Source organism: Nesterenkonia sandarakina (genome assembly GCF_014138825.1).
GTDB classification, from domain to species: domain Bacteria; phylum Actinomycetota; class Actinomycetes; order Actinomycetales; family Micrococcaceae; genus Nesterenkonia; species Nesterenkonia sandarakina.
In genome coordinates this window covers 1,623,697-1,638,835 of sequence record NZ_JACJIH010000001.1, presented here as the reverse complement: position 1 = coordinate 1,638,835, position 15,139 = coordinate 1,623,697, and the positions used below count along the sequence as shown (strand labels likewise).

General features: G+C 68.9%; 13 protein-coding genes. 10 read left to right on the top strand and 3 right to left on the bottom strand.

What is annotated here, in order from left to right:
* The first annotated feature begins 10 nt into the window (after window positions 1-10).
* Window positions 11-1,333, top strand: a complete 1,323-nt coding sequence (locus HNR24_RS07390) for a deoxyguanosinetriphosphate triphosphohydrolase (RefSeq protein ID WP_182495453.1) — start codon at window positions 11-13, stop codon at window positions 1,331-1,333.
* Between the two features lie 30 nt (window positions 1,334-1,363).
* Here the strand turns inward: HNR24_RS07390 and HNR24_RS07385 are convergent, their stop codons facing one another.
* Complete coding sequence (locus tag HNR24_RS07385) at window positions 1,364-1,861, bottom strand: aminoacyl-tRNA deacylase (RefSeq protein ID WP_058888367.1); 498 nt, start codon at window positions 1,859-1,861, stop codon at window positions 1,364-1,366.
* Between the two features lie 97 nt (window positions 1,862-1,958).
* Between HNR24_RS07385 and dnaG the strand changes: the two genes are divergently transcribed.
* The 5 genes from dnaG to HNR24_RS07360 all read left to right on the top strand — a co-directional run bounded on the left by dnaG (window position 1,959) and on the right by HNR24_RS07360 (window position 11,068).
* A complete protein-coding gene (gene dnaG / locus HNR24_RS07380; protein WP_182495452.1) occupies window positions 1,959-3,905 on the top strand; it encodes a DNA primase in 1,947 nt (648 codons plus the stop codon).
* Window positions 3,906-4,097: 192 nt separating this feature from the next.
* Window positions 4,098-6,803 carry a phosphoenolpyruvate carboxylase gene (locus HNR24_RS07375; protein WP_220477177.1) on the top strand — a complete coding sequence of 902 codons (2,706 nt, stop codon included), beginning with the start codon at window positions 4,098-4,100 and terminating at the stop codon, window positions 6,801-6,803.
* A 106-nt stretch (window positions 6,804-6,909) separates the two neighbouring features.
* The gene (locus HNR24_RS07370) at window positions 6,910-9,129 is read left to right on the top strand and encodes a prolyl oligopeptidase family serine peptidase (protein WP_182495450.1); all 2,220 of its coding nucleotides are present in this window, start codon (window positions 6,910-6,912) and stop codon (window positions 9,127-9,129) included.
* A gap of 122 nt (window positions 9,130-9,251) precedes the next feature.
* On the top strand, window positions 9,252-10,241 hold the full coding sequence (locus tag HNR24_RS07365; protein WP_182495449.1) for an ATP-binding cassette domain-containing protein: 990 nt from the start codon (window positions 9,252-9,254) through the stop codon (window positions 10,239-10,241).
* Window positions 10,238-11,068 (top strand): ABC transporter permease, encoded by an 831-nt coding sequence (locus HNR24_RS07360; RefSeq protein WP_058888372.1) that lies wholly within the window; start codon window positions 10,238-10,240, stop codon window positions 11,066-11,068. The genes HNR24_RS07365 and HNR24_RS07360 overlap by 4 nt, the downstream gene beginning before the upstream one ends.
* A 60-nt stretch (window positions 11,069-11,128) precedes the next feature.
* Here the strand turns inward: HNR24_RS07360 and HNR24_RS14270 are convergent, their stop codons facing one another.
* Window positions 11,129-11,659 (bottom strand): DUF4870 domain-containing protein, encoded by a 531-nt coding sequence (locus HNR24_RS14270; RefSeq protein WP_182495448.1) that lies wholly within the window; start codon window positions 11,657-11,659, stop codon window positions 11,129-11,131.
* 102 nt (window positions 11,660-11,761) lie between these two features.
* Between HNR24_RS14270 and HNR24_RS07350 the strand changes: the two genes are divergently transcribed.
* The 4 genes from HNR24_RS07350 to HNR24_RS07335 all read left to right on the top strand — a co-directional run bounded on the left by HNR24_RS07350 (window position 11,762) and on the right by HNR24_RS07335 (window position 14,320).
* On the top strand, window positions 11,762-12,634 hold the full coding sequence (locus tag HNR24_RS07350; RefSeq protein ID WP_182495447.1) for an SIR2 family NAD-dependent protein deacylase: 873 nt from the start codon (window positions 11,762-11,764) through the stop codon (window positions 12,632-12,634).
* Complete coding sequence (locus HNR24_RS07345) at window positions 12,631-13,560, top strand: undecaprenyl-diphosphate phosphatase (protein WP_083504757.1); 930 nt, start codon at window positions 12,631-12,633, stop codon at window positions 13,558-13,560. The genes HNR24_RS07350 and HNR24_RS07345 overlap by 4 nt, the downstream gene beginning before the upstream one ends.
* Before the next feature lie 43 nt (window positions 13,561-13,603).
* Window positions 13,604-14,053, top strand: coding sequence for a DivIVA domain-containing protein (locus HNR24_RS07340; RefSeq protein ID WP_058888374.1), 450 nt, complete (start codon window positions 13,604-13,606; stop codon window positions 14,051-14,053).
* 96 nt (window positions 14,054-14,149) lie between these two features.
* The gene (locus HNR24_RS07335; RefSeq protein ID WP_083504863.1) at window positions 14,150-14,320 is read left to right on the top strand and encodes a DUF3117 domain-containing protein; all 171 of its coding nucleotides are present in this window, start codon (window positions 14,150-14,152) and stop codon (window positions 14,318-14,320) included.
* 149 nt (window positions 14,321-14,469) lie between these two features.
* Here the strand turns inward: HNR24_RS07335 and HNR24_RS07330 are convergent, their stop codons facing one another.
* Window positions 14,470-15,120, bottom strand: a complete 651-nt coding sequence (locus tag HNR24_RS07330; protein WP_058888376.1) for an O-methyltransferase — start codon at window positions 15,118-15,120, stop codon at window positions 14,470-14,472.
* Window positions 15,121-15,139 lie beyond the last annotated feature (19 nt).

The following is a 15,139-nucleotide window of genomic DNA, read 5'->3' as shown; positions in this document are numbered from 1 at the left end:
GGTTGGACCCATGAGCGCGCAGAACGTGGAGCGAGTAGAGGGCGGATACGCCACCCTGAGGCCGGGATACACCGAGGCCGATGAGGCCCGCTGGGTGCCCGAGCACGGGAAGTCCGTCTACCGCTCCAGCTTCGAGCGCGACCGGGCGCGGCTGCTGCACTCCTCCGCGCTGCGCCGACTCGGCGCCAAGACCCAGGTGGTCTCGCCCGACGTCGACGACTTCTCCCGCACCCGGCTGACCCACTCGCTGGAGGTCGCCCAGGTGGGCCGGGACCTGGGCCGGCTGCTGGGCTGTGACCCCGACGTCGTCGATGCCGCCTGCCTCTCCCATGACCTGGGACACCCGCCCTTCGGACACAACGGGGAGACCGTGCTCAACGCGCTGGCCGCCCCGCACGGCGGGTTCGAGGGCAACGCGCAGACGCTGCGGCTGCTGACCCGGCTGGAGACCAAGCGCTTCCACTCCGACGGCCGCTCCGCGGGGCTGAATCTGACCCGGGCTTCCCTGGACGCCGCGGTGAAGTACCCGTGGCGCGCCCATGAGGCGCCGATCCTGCCTGATGGCAGCCGCAGCGCGAAGTTCGGCGCCTATGAGGACGACGTCGAGGTCTTCGACTGGATCCGGGCCGGCGTGACGGGCCGGCGCAAGTCCATGGAGGCCCAGGTGATGGACGCCGCCGATGACATCGCGTATTCGGTGCATGACATCGAGGACGGCGTGGTCAACGGCCGGTTCCAGCTGAAGTTCCTCACCGATCCGCTGCAGCGCCGTCGCGTGGTCCAGACCACCCACGACTGGTATCTGCCCGAGACCGACCCGGCCCGGATCGAGGCCGCTCTGGATCGGCTGGCCTCGGCGGATTCCTGGGTGGGGGAGTCCGACGGCTCCCGGCGCGCGCTGGCCGCGCTGAAGAACATGACCAGCGAGCTGATCGGGCGGTTCTCCCACGCCATCTTCGCCGCGACCCGTGAGGCCTATGGGGACCGTCCGCTGGTCCGCCACGAGGCTGACCTGGTGGTGCCCGATGAGACGGTGGAGGAGGTCTCGCTGATGAAGGGGATCGCGGCGACCTACATCATGGCCTCCCGGGAGCAGAAGCCGGTCTACGCCCGGCAGCGCGAGGTCATCGAGGGCCTCTACGGGCTGCTCGTCGAGACCGGGGACCAGTTCCTGGAGCCGCCCTTCCAGGCGGACTTCCACGCCGCCGGCGACGAGTCGGCCCGGCAGCGCGCGATCATCGACCAGATCGCCTCGCTCACCGACGGCGCGGCACTGGAGTGGTACGCCACCCTGGTCCACGGCCGCCCGGTCTTCAATCGCCTCTTCGCCTGACCCCCGTTCCCTTCGCGTTGAGGGGCGGACCTATTTACCGATGTCGCCGACGACGACGTCGAAGGCCGCGAACAGCTCATCGGCCTCCACGAAGAGGTTCAGGTCCTGCTCCCCGGCTCCCATGGCGATCCGACCGGAGATCGAGGCGTCCGCATAGACCGGCCAGGTCTGTCCCTCAGGGGTGCGCGCACCGAAGGGCGTGATCGTGCCCGGGTGGTACCCGGTGGCCGCCACAGCCTCCTCCGGGGCGGTCATCGACATCTTCTTCATCCCGGCCAGCCGGCGCAGCTTCGCCCAGTCCACCTGCTTGTCCCCGGGGATCAGCGCCACCACATAGCTGTGCTCAGTGGCGGACTGGGTGAGCTTGGCCTTGGCGACCAGGGTCTTCACGATCTCCCGCGGCGCGACCCCGAGATTCTCGGCCGCCTCCTCCAAGCTGGAGGCGGGCCCGCGCTGGACGAATTCAAGGGTCACGGCGCGGGCATCGGCGTCGGCCTGGACCCGGGCGCGTCCGGAAAGCTCAGTCATGTTCCCCAGCCTAGCCAGAGAACCGACCCGCTGCCCGGTCCCTGCACAGGCGCCCTGTGAGCGGGGAGCATTTGGCCGTGCCGAGTAGATTAGAGCCATGGCCGGACTGATCAAACGCGAAGACATCGACGCCGTCCGTGAGCGCGCGGACCTTCGCGAGGTGGTCGAACAGTATGTGACGCTCAAGGGCGCCGGCATCGGCTCGTGGAAGGGCCTGTGCCCGTTCCACGATGAACGTTCTCCCAGCTTCCACATCCGCCCACAGGTCGGCACCTTCCACTGCTTCGGCTGCGGCGAGTCCGGGGACGTGATCGCGTTCCTGATGGGCATGGACCACACCAGCTTCCAGGAGACCGTGGAGAAGCTGGCCGGCCGCGTCGGGATCGAGCTGCGCTACGAGGACGGCGGCAAAGGACCCGATAAGGCGGAGATCGGGCGCCGCCAGCGGCTGCTGGATGCGCACAAGATCGCCGACGAGTTCTTCCAGGCCGCGCTGCAGAGCCCCGAGGCGCAGCCCGCCCGCGAGATGCTCACCGGCCGCGGCTTCACCCGGGAGCACGCCGCCCAGTTCTCCGTGGGCTACGCGCCCAAGGGGTGGGACAACCTGCTCAAACATCTGCGCGCCAAGGGCTTCACCGAGGAGGAGCTCACCGAGACCGGCATGTTCTCCTCCGGTGGACGTGGGATCTATGACCGCTTCCGCGGCCGACTGATGTGGCCGATCCGCAACATGACCGGGAACACCGTGGGCTTCGGCGGACGGCACCTCTACGAGGATGACAAGGGCCCGAAGTACCTGAACTCGCCTGAGACCGCGATCTATAAGAAGTCCCAGGTGCTCTACGGGATCGAACACGCCAAGCGCCACGTCGCCAAGCAGCGCCAGCTGGTGGTCGTGGAGGGCTACACCGACGTCATGGCCTGCCACGTGGCCGGGGTGGAGACCGCGGTGGCGACCTGCGGCACCGCGTTCGGCGAGGGCCACGTGCGGATCGCGCGCCGACTGATCTCCGATGAGGGCGGCGCGGGAGAGGTCATCTTCACCTTCGACGGCGACGCCGCCGGTCAGCAGGCGGCGCTGAAGGCGTTCAAGGAGGACCATATGTTCCTCGCCAAGACCTTCATCGCGGTGGGCCCCGAGGGCATGGACCCCTGCGACATCCGCCAGCACCGCGGAGACGACGCGGTCCGCGAGCTGATCAGCTCCAAGACGCCGCTCTTCGAGTTCGCGATCCGGGCCAAGCTGCGCGAATTCGACCTGAACACCATCGAGGGTCGGGTGGGCGCGCTGCGCGCCACCGCCCCGATCGTGGGTGGGATCAAGGACCCGGCGCTGCGCCCGGCCTACACCCGGGAACTGGCCGGCTGGCTGGGTGCCGAGATGGACGACGTCAACCGGGCGGTGGCCTATGCGCAGAAGCATCAGCCCTCACCGCATCTGGAGGCGGAGAAGGGCTCCGGGACCGGCCCGGGCCAGGGGCACCAGGCTGCGGGGCATCAGGGACAGAGCGCGCACGGGCAGTCGGAGCCGGGGGAGCCGCTGCGCCGCAGCGCGCCGGGATATCCGCGCCCGGACACCCGCGATCCGGCCGTGCTGATGGAACGCCAGGCGCTGGAGGTGATCCTGCAGCACCCCACCCACCTGACCGCGGAGCAGTGGGAGGAGATCTTCACGGTGCGCTTCACCGCCCCGGCGCACCAGGCCATCCACGACGGTGTGCGCATCGCCGCAGCCTCGGCCTCGGATCCGCGCAACTGGGTCCAGGCGGTGCGCGAGGAGGTGCCAGAACCGATCAAGTCCTTCGTCTCCGAGCTTGCCGTGACCGCGCTGCCCACCAACAGCGATGAACACCTGGAGAAGTACTGCCAGTCGATCCTGAACCGGCTGGTCGAGCTGAAGATCACCCACCAGAAGGCGAACCTGCTGGGCCGGCTGCAGCGCATGGACCCCGCCCAGAACCCGCAGGAGCATCAGGCGCTGAACCGTGAGCTGATGGAACTGGAGCTGCGCCGTCGCGCGCTGCGGGAGGCGGAATGGGGGTGAGCCTGCGGCCCGCGCACCCCGGTCCGGCACCAGCCGACTTCGAGGCAAGCACCAGGCTTGATAGCGTGTTGCCTCGAACACAGTGAGCGCAGCCACGCCGCAGGCGTCGTCGCCGAGGATCAAGCACAACAGCAGCACAAGTTCATCAGCGTGACGATGGGGTCACGTGAAGCATCCGAGAAGGAGATTCACATGCCCCAGGAAACACCCTCCGCCGCGCAGACCAGCTCACCGGCCACCGGCAGCATCACCCGGGTCCAGGCCACCCATGAGGTGCCCGAGGCGATGCGCCGCGACGTCGGCCTGCTCGGTGGCCTGCTGGGCCAGGTGCTCAAGGAGTACGGCTCCGAAGGCCTGCTCGACGACGTCGAGGCGCTGCGCGAACTGACCATCGCCGCCCTGGAGGACACCAGCGGGGAGACTCTGGTGCGCGCCGAGGAGCTGGTCTCCTCCTTCTCCGCGGAACGGGCCAAAGAGGTCGCCCGCGCCTTCACCTCATACTTCCTGCTGGCGAACCTGGCCGAGGAGCAGCACCGGGTGCGGACTCTGCGCACCCGCGACGGCGAGCTCCCGCTGGCCCAGCAGCAGCCCACCGACTCGGTGGCAGCGGCCTTCACCCACCTCGCCGAGGAGGTCGGCGAGCGCGAGGCTGAGCGCCGGCTCAAGGAGCTGCGCTTCCACCCGGTGCTCACGGCGCACCCCACCGAGGCCCGACGCAACGCGATCACCGCCTCGGTGCGTCGCATCGGGGCGCTGCTGGAGGTGCGTGATGATCCCCGGGTGGGCCCCACCGAGCTGGCGAAGAACCGCCGGGAGCTCCTCGAGGAGATTGACAACATGTGGCGCACCGCGCAGCTGCGCGTCTCCAGCCCGTCACCGCTGGACGAGGTCCGCACCGCCCTGGGGATCTTCGACTCCTCCTTCTCCTCGGTGTTCACCCAGGCCTACCGCCGGATGGACGACTGGCTCCAGGGGGAGGCCTCAGGAGCCCAGGCGCCGAAGGCGCCGGCCTTCATCCGGCTGGGCTCCTGGATCGCCGGTGACCGGGACGGCAACCCCAATGTCACCGCGACCATCACGCGCAAGGCCGTGGCGCAGGCCGCCGACCGGGTCCTGGCCGACCTCGAAGAGCGGTCCCGGCGCACCGGCATGTCGCTGACCCTTGATGATCGCTACACCCCGCCCAGCCCCAAGCTCGAGGCGCTGTGGAACCGGCTGCGCCAGCTCTCGGAGGAGCTCACCGAGCAGGCCGCCCAGCATTCCCCGGGCGAGCCGCACCGTCAGGTGCTGCTGGCGATCACCGGACGCATCCAGGCCACCCGGGAGCGCAACGCGGACCTCGCCTACGCGGTCCCCGAAGAGCTGATCACCGATCTGCGCGTGGTCCAGGACTCGCTGGTGGAGGCCGGTGCCAAGCGCGCGGCCTACGGAGACCTGCAGGAACTGATCTGGCAGGTCCAGACCTTCGGCTTCCACCTCGCCGAGCTCGAGGTCCGCCAGCATTCCAAGGTGCACGCCCAGACCCTGGCCTGGCTCGAGGACCCCGCCTCGGTGGAGAAGATGGCCGTGCCCGGGGAGGAGGTGCTGGAGACCTTCCGCGCCATCGCCTCGGTGCAGCAGCGCTACGGCGTGGACGCCGCTCGACGCTATATCGTCTCCTTCACCCAGTCCGCGCAGAACCTCGCCGATGTCTACACCCTGGCGGAGAAAGCGCTCGGCGGGCCCGAGAACGCCCCGGTGCTCGACGTCATCCCGCTCTTCGAGACCTATGAGGACCTGCGCAACGCCCCGCAGATCCTCGAAGAGATGCTGACCCACCCGGCCGTGCAGGCGCGTCTGGAGCAGACCGGCCGGCGCATGGAGGTCATGCTGGGCTACTCCGACTCCGCCAAGGACGTCGGCCCGGTCTCCGCCACCCTCGCGCTCTATGAGGCGCAGGAGAAGATCTCCGCCTGGGGGATCAAGCACGAGATCACGCTGACCCAGTTCCATGGGCGCGGCGGCGCGCTGGGCCGCGGCGGCGGACCCGCGAACCGGGCGATCCTGGCCCAGCCCCCGCATTCGGTGGACCTGCGCTTCAAGGTCACCGAGCAGGGTGAGGTGATCTCCGCCCGCTACGGCAACCCGGAGATCGCCCTGCGCCACATCGAGCAGGTCGCCGCCGCCACACTGATGGCCTCGGCGCCCTCCACCGAACGGCGCAACGCCGAGGCCGCCCAGCGCTACGCCGGGCTGGCCGAGAAGATGGATGCGGTCTCCCGGGAGCGGTTCCATGGCCTGGTCAACGCCGAGGGCTTCGCACCCTGGTTCGCCGAGGTCACCCCGCAGGACGAGGTCGGGCTGCTCGCCATCGGCTCCCGTCCGGCCAAGCGCGGACTCTCCGTGGAGTCCCTGGAGGACCTGCGCGCGATCCCGTGGAACTTCGCCTGGGGCCAGGCGCGGATCAACCTCACCGGCTGGTACGGACTGGGCAGCGCCCTGGAATCGGTGCAGGACCTGGAGCAGCTGCGTCAGGCCTACGCCGAGTGGCCGCTGTTCCGGGCGCTCATCGACAACATCGAGATGTCCCTGGCCAAGACCGACCGGCGCATCGCCGAGCGCTACCTGGCGCTGGGGGACCGCGCGGATCTCACCTCGGTGGTCCTCGAGGAGTTCGACCTGACCTCGAAATGGGTGCTCGCGATCACCGACCAGGATCGTCTGCTGCAGAAGCACCGGGTGCTCGGTAGGGCCGTGCAGCTGCGCAACCCCTATGTCGACGCGCTCTCGCTGATCCAGCTGCGCGCCCTGCGGGTGCTGCGTTCCGGCAAGCTCACCGATGATCAGATCGATGATCCGCGCAACCTGTTGCTTATCACCCTCAAGGGAGTGGCCGCCGGCCTGCAGAACACCGGCTGACCCCTCCCTTCTGCGTTTTACCGGGGCTTACGTGTCCTACCGGCCGGGCGGTGCCGCCGGTAGGACACGTAAGCCCCGGTAAAACGCTGGTGGCTAGGATTGGGGGATGACAGTCTCCTCGGCGAAGCCCCTGATCAGTCCCGACCTCGACCCGGCCCAGGCAGATCCGCATCTCTGGCTCGAGGAGGTCACGGGAGAGCAGGCGCTGGCCTGGGTGCGCGAGCGCAACGCTCGTGCCGAGGACCGGATCCAGGACGAGGCGTTCGACCCGCTGCGCACGCAGCTGCGGGAGATCCTCGACGCCTCCGACCGGATCCCCGGCGTGACCAAGCGCGGGGAGCACCTGTATAACTTCTGGACCGACGCCGAGCATCCGCAGGGGATCTGGCGGCGCACCACCGAGGAGTCCTACCGCCGCGAGTCCCCAGAGTGGGAGATCCTGCTGGATCTGGACGCGCTCAGCGCCGAGGAGGGGGTCACCTGGGTCTGGCACGGCGCCGAGGTCCTGCGCCCGCGCGAGGCGACGCCGGACACCCCCACCCCGAGCAACGCGGAGACCGACGCGAGAACCGCGGCCGACACCGCCCCCTGGCGGCACACCCTGATCTCACTCTCCCCGGGCGGCTCCGACGCCGATGTCACCCGTGAGTTCGACCTTCTCACCCGGCGTTTCATCCCGGAGTCCGAAGGCGGGTTCCACCGGCCGCAGGGCAAGGGCGGGCTGAGCTGGATCGATTCCGAGACCGTCTACCTCACCCACGACGACGGCGCCGATGCCGTCACCAGCTCCGGCTATCCGCGGGTGGCCCGGCGCTGGCGGCGCGGCACCGCGCTGACCGAGGCTGAGCCGGTGATCAGCGTGGAGGCGGACCATATGAGCGCCGTCGCCGGCTACGACAGCACCCCGGGCTATGAACGACACATCGGGGTGAGGCTGCTGGGCTTCTACGACCGCGAGACCTACCTGATTGACCCTGGCGCGCCGGAGACGATGACCCGGGTGGAGGTGCCCACCGACGTCTCGGTGGGCTTCCACCGGGATCTGATCCTGCTGCGTCCGCGCACCGACTTCACCCACCACGGGGTGGACTACCGCGGCGGCAGCCTGATCGTGGGCGACGCCGAGAAGTTCATGGCCGGGGCGCCTGAGCTGCGGGTGCTCTTCGAGCCCACCGAGTCGGCGGCGCTGCTGGGAGTCGCGCTCACCCGCGAGAGCATCCTGGTGACGATCATGGAGGACGTGGTGCACCGGGTCGAGGCGCACTGGCGCGAAGCCGGCCAGTGGCGCGCCTGCGCGGCCTTCGGCGAGCTCCACGGCTCCCTCGGCGTCGCGGCGGTGGACGAGGAGGACTCCGAGGAGGTGTGGGTCACCAGCACCGACTGGATCACCCCCACCAGCCTCCACCGCGGCACCCTGCAGGGGCTGCGCAGCGGCGCGCCGGCGTCGTTGGAGCTGCTCAAGCAGGCACCGGAGCGCTTCGACTCCGAGGGGCTGGCCTGGGTGCAGAGCTTCGCCACCAGCGAGGACGGCACGAGGGTCCCGTACTTCCTGATCGGCCGGGCCGAAGCCGTGCAGGCCGCGGAGGCCGCGGACTCCGAGTCGGTGCCGGGCGCCACGCAGATCGCCGGACCCGAGCCGCACCCCACGATCCTCTACGGCTACGGCGGATTCCAGATCTCGCAGACCCCGAGCTACCTCGGGCTCGCCGGAAAGGCCTGGCTGGAGGCCGGGGGAGTCTTCGCCGTGGCCAATATCCGCGGGGGCGGGGAATACGGTCCCGGGTGGCATCAGGCCGCGCTGAAGCAGAACCGGCACCGCGCCTACGAGGACTTCGCCGCAGTCGCCCGGGACCTGGTGAGCACCGGAGTGACCACGGTGGAGAAGCTCGCCTGCCGCGGCGGCTCCAACGGCGGACTGCTCACCGGCAACATGCTCACCCAGTACCCCGAGCTCTTCGGCGCGGTGGTGATCCAGGTGCCGCTGCTGGATATGCGCCGCTTCGCGCAGCTGCTCGCCGGAGCCTCCTGGCGCGCCGAATACGGCGACCCCGAGACGGCGGACTGGGAGTTCATCCAAGACTTCTCGCCGTATCACCTGGTCGGTGGCGGCGTGGACTACCCACCGGTGCTGCTGACCACCTCGACCCGGGATGACCGGGTCCACCCGGGGCATGCCCGCAAGATGACCGCCGCCCTGGAGGAGCTCGGCGCCGACGTCACCTACTGGGAGAACACCGAGGGCGGCCACGGCGGCGCGGCCAACCCGGAGCAGCAGGCACGGATGAACGCGCTGATCTACCGCTGGCTCTGGCAGCAGCTGGGCTGAGAGGGGGTTCCCTCCCGGAGGCGGCGGACTAGACTGGTCCCGTGAAATCGGGGCGCGCCGGGACCGGCGCGGACCGATCAGGAACAGATCACAGCCGAGGATTCCAGGGGGGAACGCTGCGCATGAGTGTGCCGGCCATCGAGACACGAGGACTGGTCAAACGCTTCGGGAACACCGCTGCGGTGGACGGCATCGACCTGGACATCGCCCAGGGCGGGATCTATGGCGTGCTGGGCCCCAACGGGGCCGGGAAGACCACGGCGATCCGGATGCTGGCCACGCTGCTGCGCCCTGACGCCGGGGAAGCCCGGGTCCTGGGCCATGATGTCTTCACCGAGCCCAAGACCATCCGGGAGAAGATCGCGCTCACCGGGCAGTTCGCGTCGCTGGACGAGGATCTCACCGGGATCGAGAACCTGATGCTGCTGGGACGGCTGCTCGGCTACAGCGCCCGGGACGCCAAGCTGCGCGGCATGACCCTGCTGGAGGCCTTCGGCCTCACCGACGCGGCCGGCCGCCAGGTCAAGAAGTACTCCGGAGGCATGCGTCGCCGCCTGGACATCGCCGGGTCCCTGATCGTGACCCCGCAGCTGATGTTCCTCGACGAGCCCACCACCGGGATCGATCCGCGCAGCCGCAACCAGGTCTGGGACATCATCCGGACCCTGGTCGAGGGCGGCACCACGATCCTGCTGACCACCCAGCACCTGGAGGAGGCCGATCAGCTCGCTGACCGGATCGCGGTCATCGACACCGGCAAGGTGATCGCCGAGGGCACGCCAGGGCAGCTCAAGGCGCAGGTCGGCACCGGCGCGCTGAAGGTGCGGGTGGTCGACTCGACCCGCCGCGAGGAGGCCGCCGAGATCCTCGGGCGCACCCTGCTGGCTGAAGTGATTCGGGAATCTGACCCGTCGGCGCTGACCGTCCGGCTCGAGGACGAGTCCCGGGCCGCCTCAGCACTGATCGCCCTGCAGGACTCCGCCCTGGCGGTGGAGACCTTCGCGCTGGGCCAGCCCAGCCTGGACGAGGTCTTCCTCGCCCTGACCGGTCATAAGACAGCTCACGAGGCGAGCGACGGCGTGAGCGAAGAGGCACAGGAGGAGGCGGCGTGACCACCACGGCCCAGGATCAGAACCAGCGGATCAAAAGCGTGCTGGTCCCGGCAGAGCAGCGGCCGGCCCCGGCGGGCGCGGTCAGCGCGTCCTTGACCTACGGCTGGCGTGCGCTGCTGAAGATCAAGCACATCCCCGAGCAGCTCTTCGACGTCACGGTCTTCCCGATCATGATGACCGTGATGTTCACCTACATCTTCGGCGGAGCCATCGCCGGCTCGGTGGACGGCTATGTGCAGTTCCTGATTCCCGGGATCTTCGTGCAGACCATGATCATGATCACCATGTACACCGGGCTCACCCTGAACCGGGACATCTCCAAGGGCGTCTTCGACCGCTTCCGGTCTCTGCCCACCTGGCGTCCGGCGCAGCTGGTCGGGGCGCTGTTGGGGGATCAGATCCGCTACGTCCTGGCCGGTGCGATCATCCTGATCGTGGGCTTCGTCATGGGGTTCCGGCCCGAGGGCGGACTGACCGGGGTGCTGATGGCGTTCGTGCTGCTGCTGCTCTTCAGCTTCAGCCTGTCCTGGGTCTGGACGGTGATCTCGCTGCTGGTGCGCACCGAGCAGGCCGCGATGGGCATCTCGATGTTCATCATGATGCCGCTGACCTTCGCCTCGAACATCTTTGTGGACCCCGAGACCATGCCCAGCTGGTTGCAGGGCGCAGTCGAGGTCAACCCGGTCTCCGTGGTGGTCACCGCCATCCGTGAGCTGATGGCCGGGGCCGGTCAGTTCTCCTCCGTCACGCTGGTGCTCGTCTATTGCGCCGTGCTGGTCGGGGTCTTCGGTCCGGTCTCGATGTACTTCTACAACCGCAAGAGCTGAGCATCCTCCGCCGGGCCGGCTCAGGGGATCGCTCCGTCTGGCCGGCCCGGCGGGGCGCGCTCACTTGATGAAACGGATGGTCAGCGGGTAGCGGTACGGCCGGCGGTTATAGGCGGCGATGGCGGCCAGGATGCTGAACACCACCGAGAGCACCCAGGCGAGGAACAGGATCAGGAAGCCGATCAGAATGATCGTGGTGGCCGCGCCGACGATGTAGGCGATGAACAAGGTGATCTGGAAGTTCAGCGCCTCCTTGCCGTGATCATCGAGCATCCGGCTGCGCTGCCGGAACACCAGCCAGAGCACCAGCGGCACCAGCCAGGACAGGAAGACCCCGCCCAGGTGCATCGCGACGCCCCAGCCCTGCTCCTCCCCGGCGCTCACCGGGACCCCGGACTGCCCATCTGAGGATCCACCGGGCGAGACCCCGGACGGGCTGCCTGGCTGCCCGCCGGCGGGGCCGCCTGTCGGTCCGCCGGAGGGCGCCGGGCCTGCGGCAATGCTCGGCTCCGGCGGCGCCTTGTGCCACTGTCCATCGGGTCCCTGCTGCCATTCACCGTCTGCGCCTGTGGGGCGGGTGGGCTGGGTCATCACTCCTCCAAGGTCTTCGCCGCGGCGGGATCGGGATTCAGCGTCAGCCGCGAGTGAGGACCAGCGTAGTCCTCGCGCGCTGTGATCGATACGGTAGAGGACATGTCTGCTCAGCCCGATATCGCCGCCGTTCCGGAAGAAGTCCTCAGCCTTGCCCGCGCGGCCCGCCGCGTCGCCGTCTTCAGCGGGGCGGGCATCTCCGCCGAGTCCGGCGTGCCGACCTTCCGGGAGGTCCAGAGCGGTCTCTGGGAGCGCTTCTCCGCGCAGGATCTCGCCACCCCCGAGGCCTTCGAGGACGATCCGGGACTGGTCCACACCTGGTACCGATGGCGGGCGGCGCTGATCCAGCAGGTCGCCCCGAACCCGGGGCATCGGGCGCTGGCCCGCTGGCAGCGGCAGCTCACCGAGCGGGGCGGCAGCCTGAGCATCGCCACCCAGAACGTCGATGATCTCCACGAGCGCGCCGGGGCTGAGGTGCTGGCGCACCTGCATGGGAGCATCACCGCTCACCGCTGCGCTGAATGCGATGCACCGGTGGAGCTTCCGGCACCCCAGTACGACGGCGCCGCCGCGCCCGCACAGCCGGAGGACCCGCCGCAGTGCACCGTATGCGGGGAGGGCCTGATCCGGCCCGGCGTCGTCTGGTTCGGCGAGGCGCTGCCGATGTCGGCGTTCGAGGCCGCCGCGGCTGCGATGCAGAGCGCAGACCTGATCCTGGTCGTGGGCACCTCCGGACTGGTGCAGCCAGCCGCCTCGCTGCCGCTGCTCGGCATGGAGCGCGGGACACCGCTGGTCGAGATCAATCCCGAACCCACGGAGCTCAGTGACGCCATGCACCATCGGCTGCGCGGACCCGCCGGGGAGCTGCTGCCGGCCCTGGTCCAGGCGGTCACCGGGGACTCCCTGGACTCCCCGAACGCGCCGGAGGAGACGACGACGAGAACCGACGCGACCGCCCCCGACTCTGCGCGATGACCCTGTGGGAGACGGTGCTCCTAGGAGCGATCCAAGGGCTGTTCATGTTCGTGCCGGTGAGCTCGTCGAGTCACCTGGTCCTGATCCAGCAATACCTGGCCGACCAGGGGTCGCCGCTGCCTTCCCCGGACACCCCGGAGATGATCCTCTACAACCTGGTGGTGCACCTCGGCACCATGGTCTCCGTCACGATCGTGATGTGGCGGCCGCTGAAACGTCTGGTCCGAGGGATCTGGCGTGAGCTGGGACTCTGGCGCAGGCGCCGAACGCTGCGGCACCTGATCCACCTCAGGCTGGCGCTGCTGGGCCTGGTCACGACCGCCATCACCGGGGTTCTCGGGCTGCTGATCCGTGCCTACGGCACGGGCGTCTTTGCCAGTCCGTGGGCGGTGGCGCTGATGCTGATGGTCACCGGGGCAGTGCTGTGGTGGTCTGACTCGGTGAAGACCACCTGGCGTGGCGCCGCTCAGATGACCCTGCTGGTCGCCATAGTGATCGGGCTGGCCCAGGCGGCGGCGCTGTTTCCGGGGCTGAGTCGCTCCGGTCTGACCATCGCCGCCGCCCTGGCGATGGGAATGCATCGCCGGCTTGCCGCGCAGTTCAGCTTCTTCGTGGCGATCCCCACGATCCTCGCCGCCACCGGGCTGCAGTCGTTGAGTCTGCTTGATCCTGCCAGCTTCGACGGTGGTCTGTTCTTGAGCTGGCAGGACTATGCGTTGGGGTTCCTGGTGGCTGCGGTGGTGGGAGCCGGGGCGCTGTGGGTGGTGCTGCGGCTGCTCTATCGAGGCTACTTCCGAGTCTTCGCGGTCTACGTGGTGGGTCTGGCGCTGTTCGTGCTGCTCACCCAGCCCGACCTCAGCGACGCCCCGCCAGTGGACGAGCTGCCGCTGGATCAGGACCAGATCAACAGCGTCCAGCTGCACTGAGCCCTTTCCGCCCCGTCAGCGCCGCGCGAGATAGGCTGAACCCATGCTCTGGCTATACCTGCTCGCCGTGGTGCTGCTCGGTCTCGTGGTGGCCGCGCTGCTGGGACGCTGGGAGGGGGCGGCCGTGCCAGGCGAGGAGTCGGATCTGGACGGCTCAGGCGTGGACGAGCTGCTGCGGCTCAGGGCCGGAGCGAGGATCACCGCGGATGACCTCCAGGAGGTGCGCCTGGACTCCGCCGTGCGCGGCTACCGGATGGACCAGGTGGACCGGCTGCTGGACGCGCTCGGGAAGCAGCTCCATGACCTCCAGCTTGAGCGCCCACCGATGCAGCACCAGGCTTCGATCAGTCAGACGATGCCGGAGGCGGACACCTCTGTAGCGAGGATGACAGCTGACGGGGACCCTGAGGGTCAGGCTCATGGCCCGGCTGACAAGGATCTAAGCGCCCCGCGACAGGACCATCCGAAGCGCGGAACTTCAGGGGTGGAGTGACATTCCTCGCAGATGCGAGATAATGGAAACAGTTCAGGTGCTGGAACTCTCAGGCATGGACACACACGCTAGAGAACTTCGGAAGGGATGCACTCGATGGCTGCAATGAAACCGCGCACTGGCGACGGTCCGATGGAGGTCACTCAGGAGGGCCGCAGCCTGATCATGCGGGTGCCTATCGACGGAGGGGGCCGTCTGGTGTTGGAGATCAACAACGACGAGGCGCAGGCACTCAAGCAGTGCCTCATCAAGGCCGTCGGCGAATAATGATCTTCGGTTCAGGCCGGTCGTGCACTGCACGACCGGCCTGAACTGTCTCAGCTGCGCTCGCCCAGTCGCCAGTGACTCAGTCACGCAGTGGCGCGGCGACGCCGTGGTTGAGTGACCGTCACGCAGCGACGCCGTCGCCCAGTGGCTCAGCGCCGCGCCGCGACCAGCAGCCCGGTGCCGGCCCCCAGCATCGCCGTGAGCAGACGATCATCTTCGAACAGCCGACGCTCCAGCTGCCGCATCTGCTGCGTGGACTCATCGCGCACTGCTGGCCGCGGCAGGCGATCGTGATCCAGCGCGTCGTTGATGATCAGCAGTCCTGAGGGGCGAAGGAGCCGAATGCCCTGTTCGGCGTACTCTGCGGCGTGCGTCGCCTCGGCGTCGACGAACACGAGGTCGTAGCCCCCGGAGGTCAGACGTGCGAGCACCTGTTCCGCCCTGCCGGTGATCAGCCGGGTGCGCGCCGAAGCCAGACGCGCCTCACGGAAGGTCTCCTTCGCCGCCTGGATGTGGTCTGCCTCGTAGTCGATGCTGGTCAGGACGGCGTTCGCCTGGGCGCCGCGGAGCAGAGCCAGGGAGGAGACGCCGACGCCGGTGCCCACCTCGACCAGTGCCTGCGCTCTGCTGCTGGCGGCGAGCACGGTCAGCAGCGCGGCCACCCCTTGGCTGACCGGCTGGACTCCGAGGTTCTCGCCACGACGACGCGCTTGAAGAAGCGCTGGCTCCTCCTCGGTGTGCTGCTCCGCGTAGGCCCAGCTTGAATGCTTGACCGAGTGCTGTGACTGCTGGGCTTTCATAGGACCTTCTCTGCGCGCG

What these genes read in the sequence shown, in the direction of transcription:
- HNR24_RS07335 (WP_083504863.1), top strand. Translation starts at nt 14,150, where the DNA reads ATGGCTGCAATGAAACCGCGCACTGGCGACGGTCCGATGGAGGTCACT.
- HNR24_RS07385 (WP_058888367.1), bottom strand. Translation starts at nt 1,861, where the DNA reads ATGACTGAGCTTTCCGGACGCGCCCGGGTCCAGGCCGACGCCGATGCC.
- HNR24_RS07365 (WP_182495449.1), top strand. Translation starts at nt 9,252, where the DNA reads ATGAGTGTGCCGGCCATCGAGACACGAGGACTGGTCAAACGCTTCGGG.
- HNR24_RS07390 (WP_182495453.1), top strand. Translation starts at nt 11, where the DNA reads ATGAGCGCGCAGAACGTGGAGCGAGTAGAGGGCGGATACGCCACCCTG.
- HNR24_RS07340 (WP_058888374.1), top strand. Translation starts at nt 13,604, where the DNA reads ATGCTCTGGCTATACCTGCTCGCCGTGGTGCTGCTCGGTCTCGTGGTG.
- HNR24_RS07345 (WP_083504757.1), top strand. Translation starts at nt 12,631, where the DNA reads ATGACCCTGTGGGAGACGGTGCTCCTAGGAGCGATCCAAGGGCTGTTC.
- HNR24_RS07350 (WP_182495447.1), top strand. Translation starts at nt 11,762, where the DNA reads ATGTCTGCTCAGCCCGATATCGCCGCCGTTCCGGAAGAAGTCCTCAGC.
- HNR24_RS14270 (WP_182495448.1), bottom strand. Translation starts at nt 11,659, where the DNA reads ATGACCCAGCCCACCCGCCCCACAGGCGCAGACGGTGAATGGCAGCAG.
- dnaG (WP_182495452.1), top strand. Translation starts at nt 1,959, where the DNA reads ATGGCCGGACTGATCAAACGCGAAGACATCGACGCCGTCCGTGAGCGC.
- HNR24_RS07330 (WP_058888376.1), bottom strand. Translation starts at nt 15,120, where the DNA reads ATGAAAGCCCAGCAGTCACAGCACTCGGTCAAGCATTCAAGCTGGGCC.
- HNR24_RS07370 (WP_182495450.1), top strand. Translation starts at nt 6,910, where the DNA reads ATGACAGTCTCCTCGGCGAAGCCCCTGATCAGTCCCGACCTCGACCCG.
- HNR24_RS07375 (WP_220477177.1), top strand. Translation starts at nt 4,098, where the DNA reads ATGCCCCAGGAAACACCCTCCGCCGCGCAGACCAGCTCACCGGCCACC.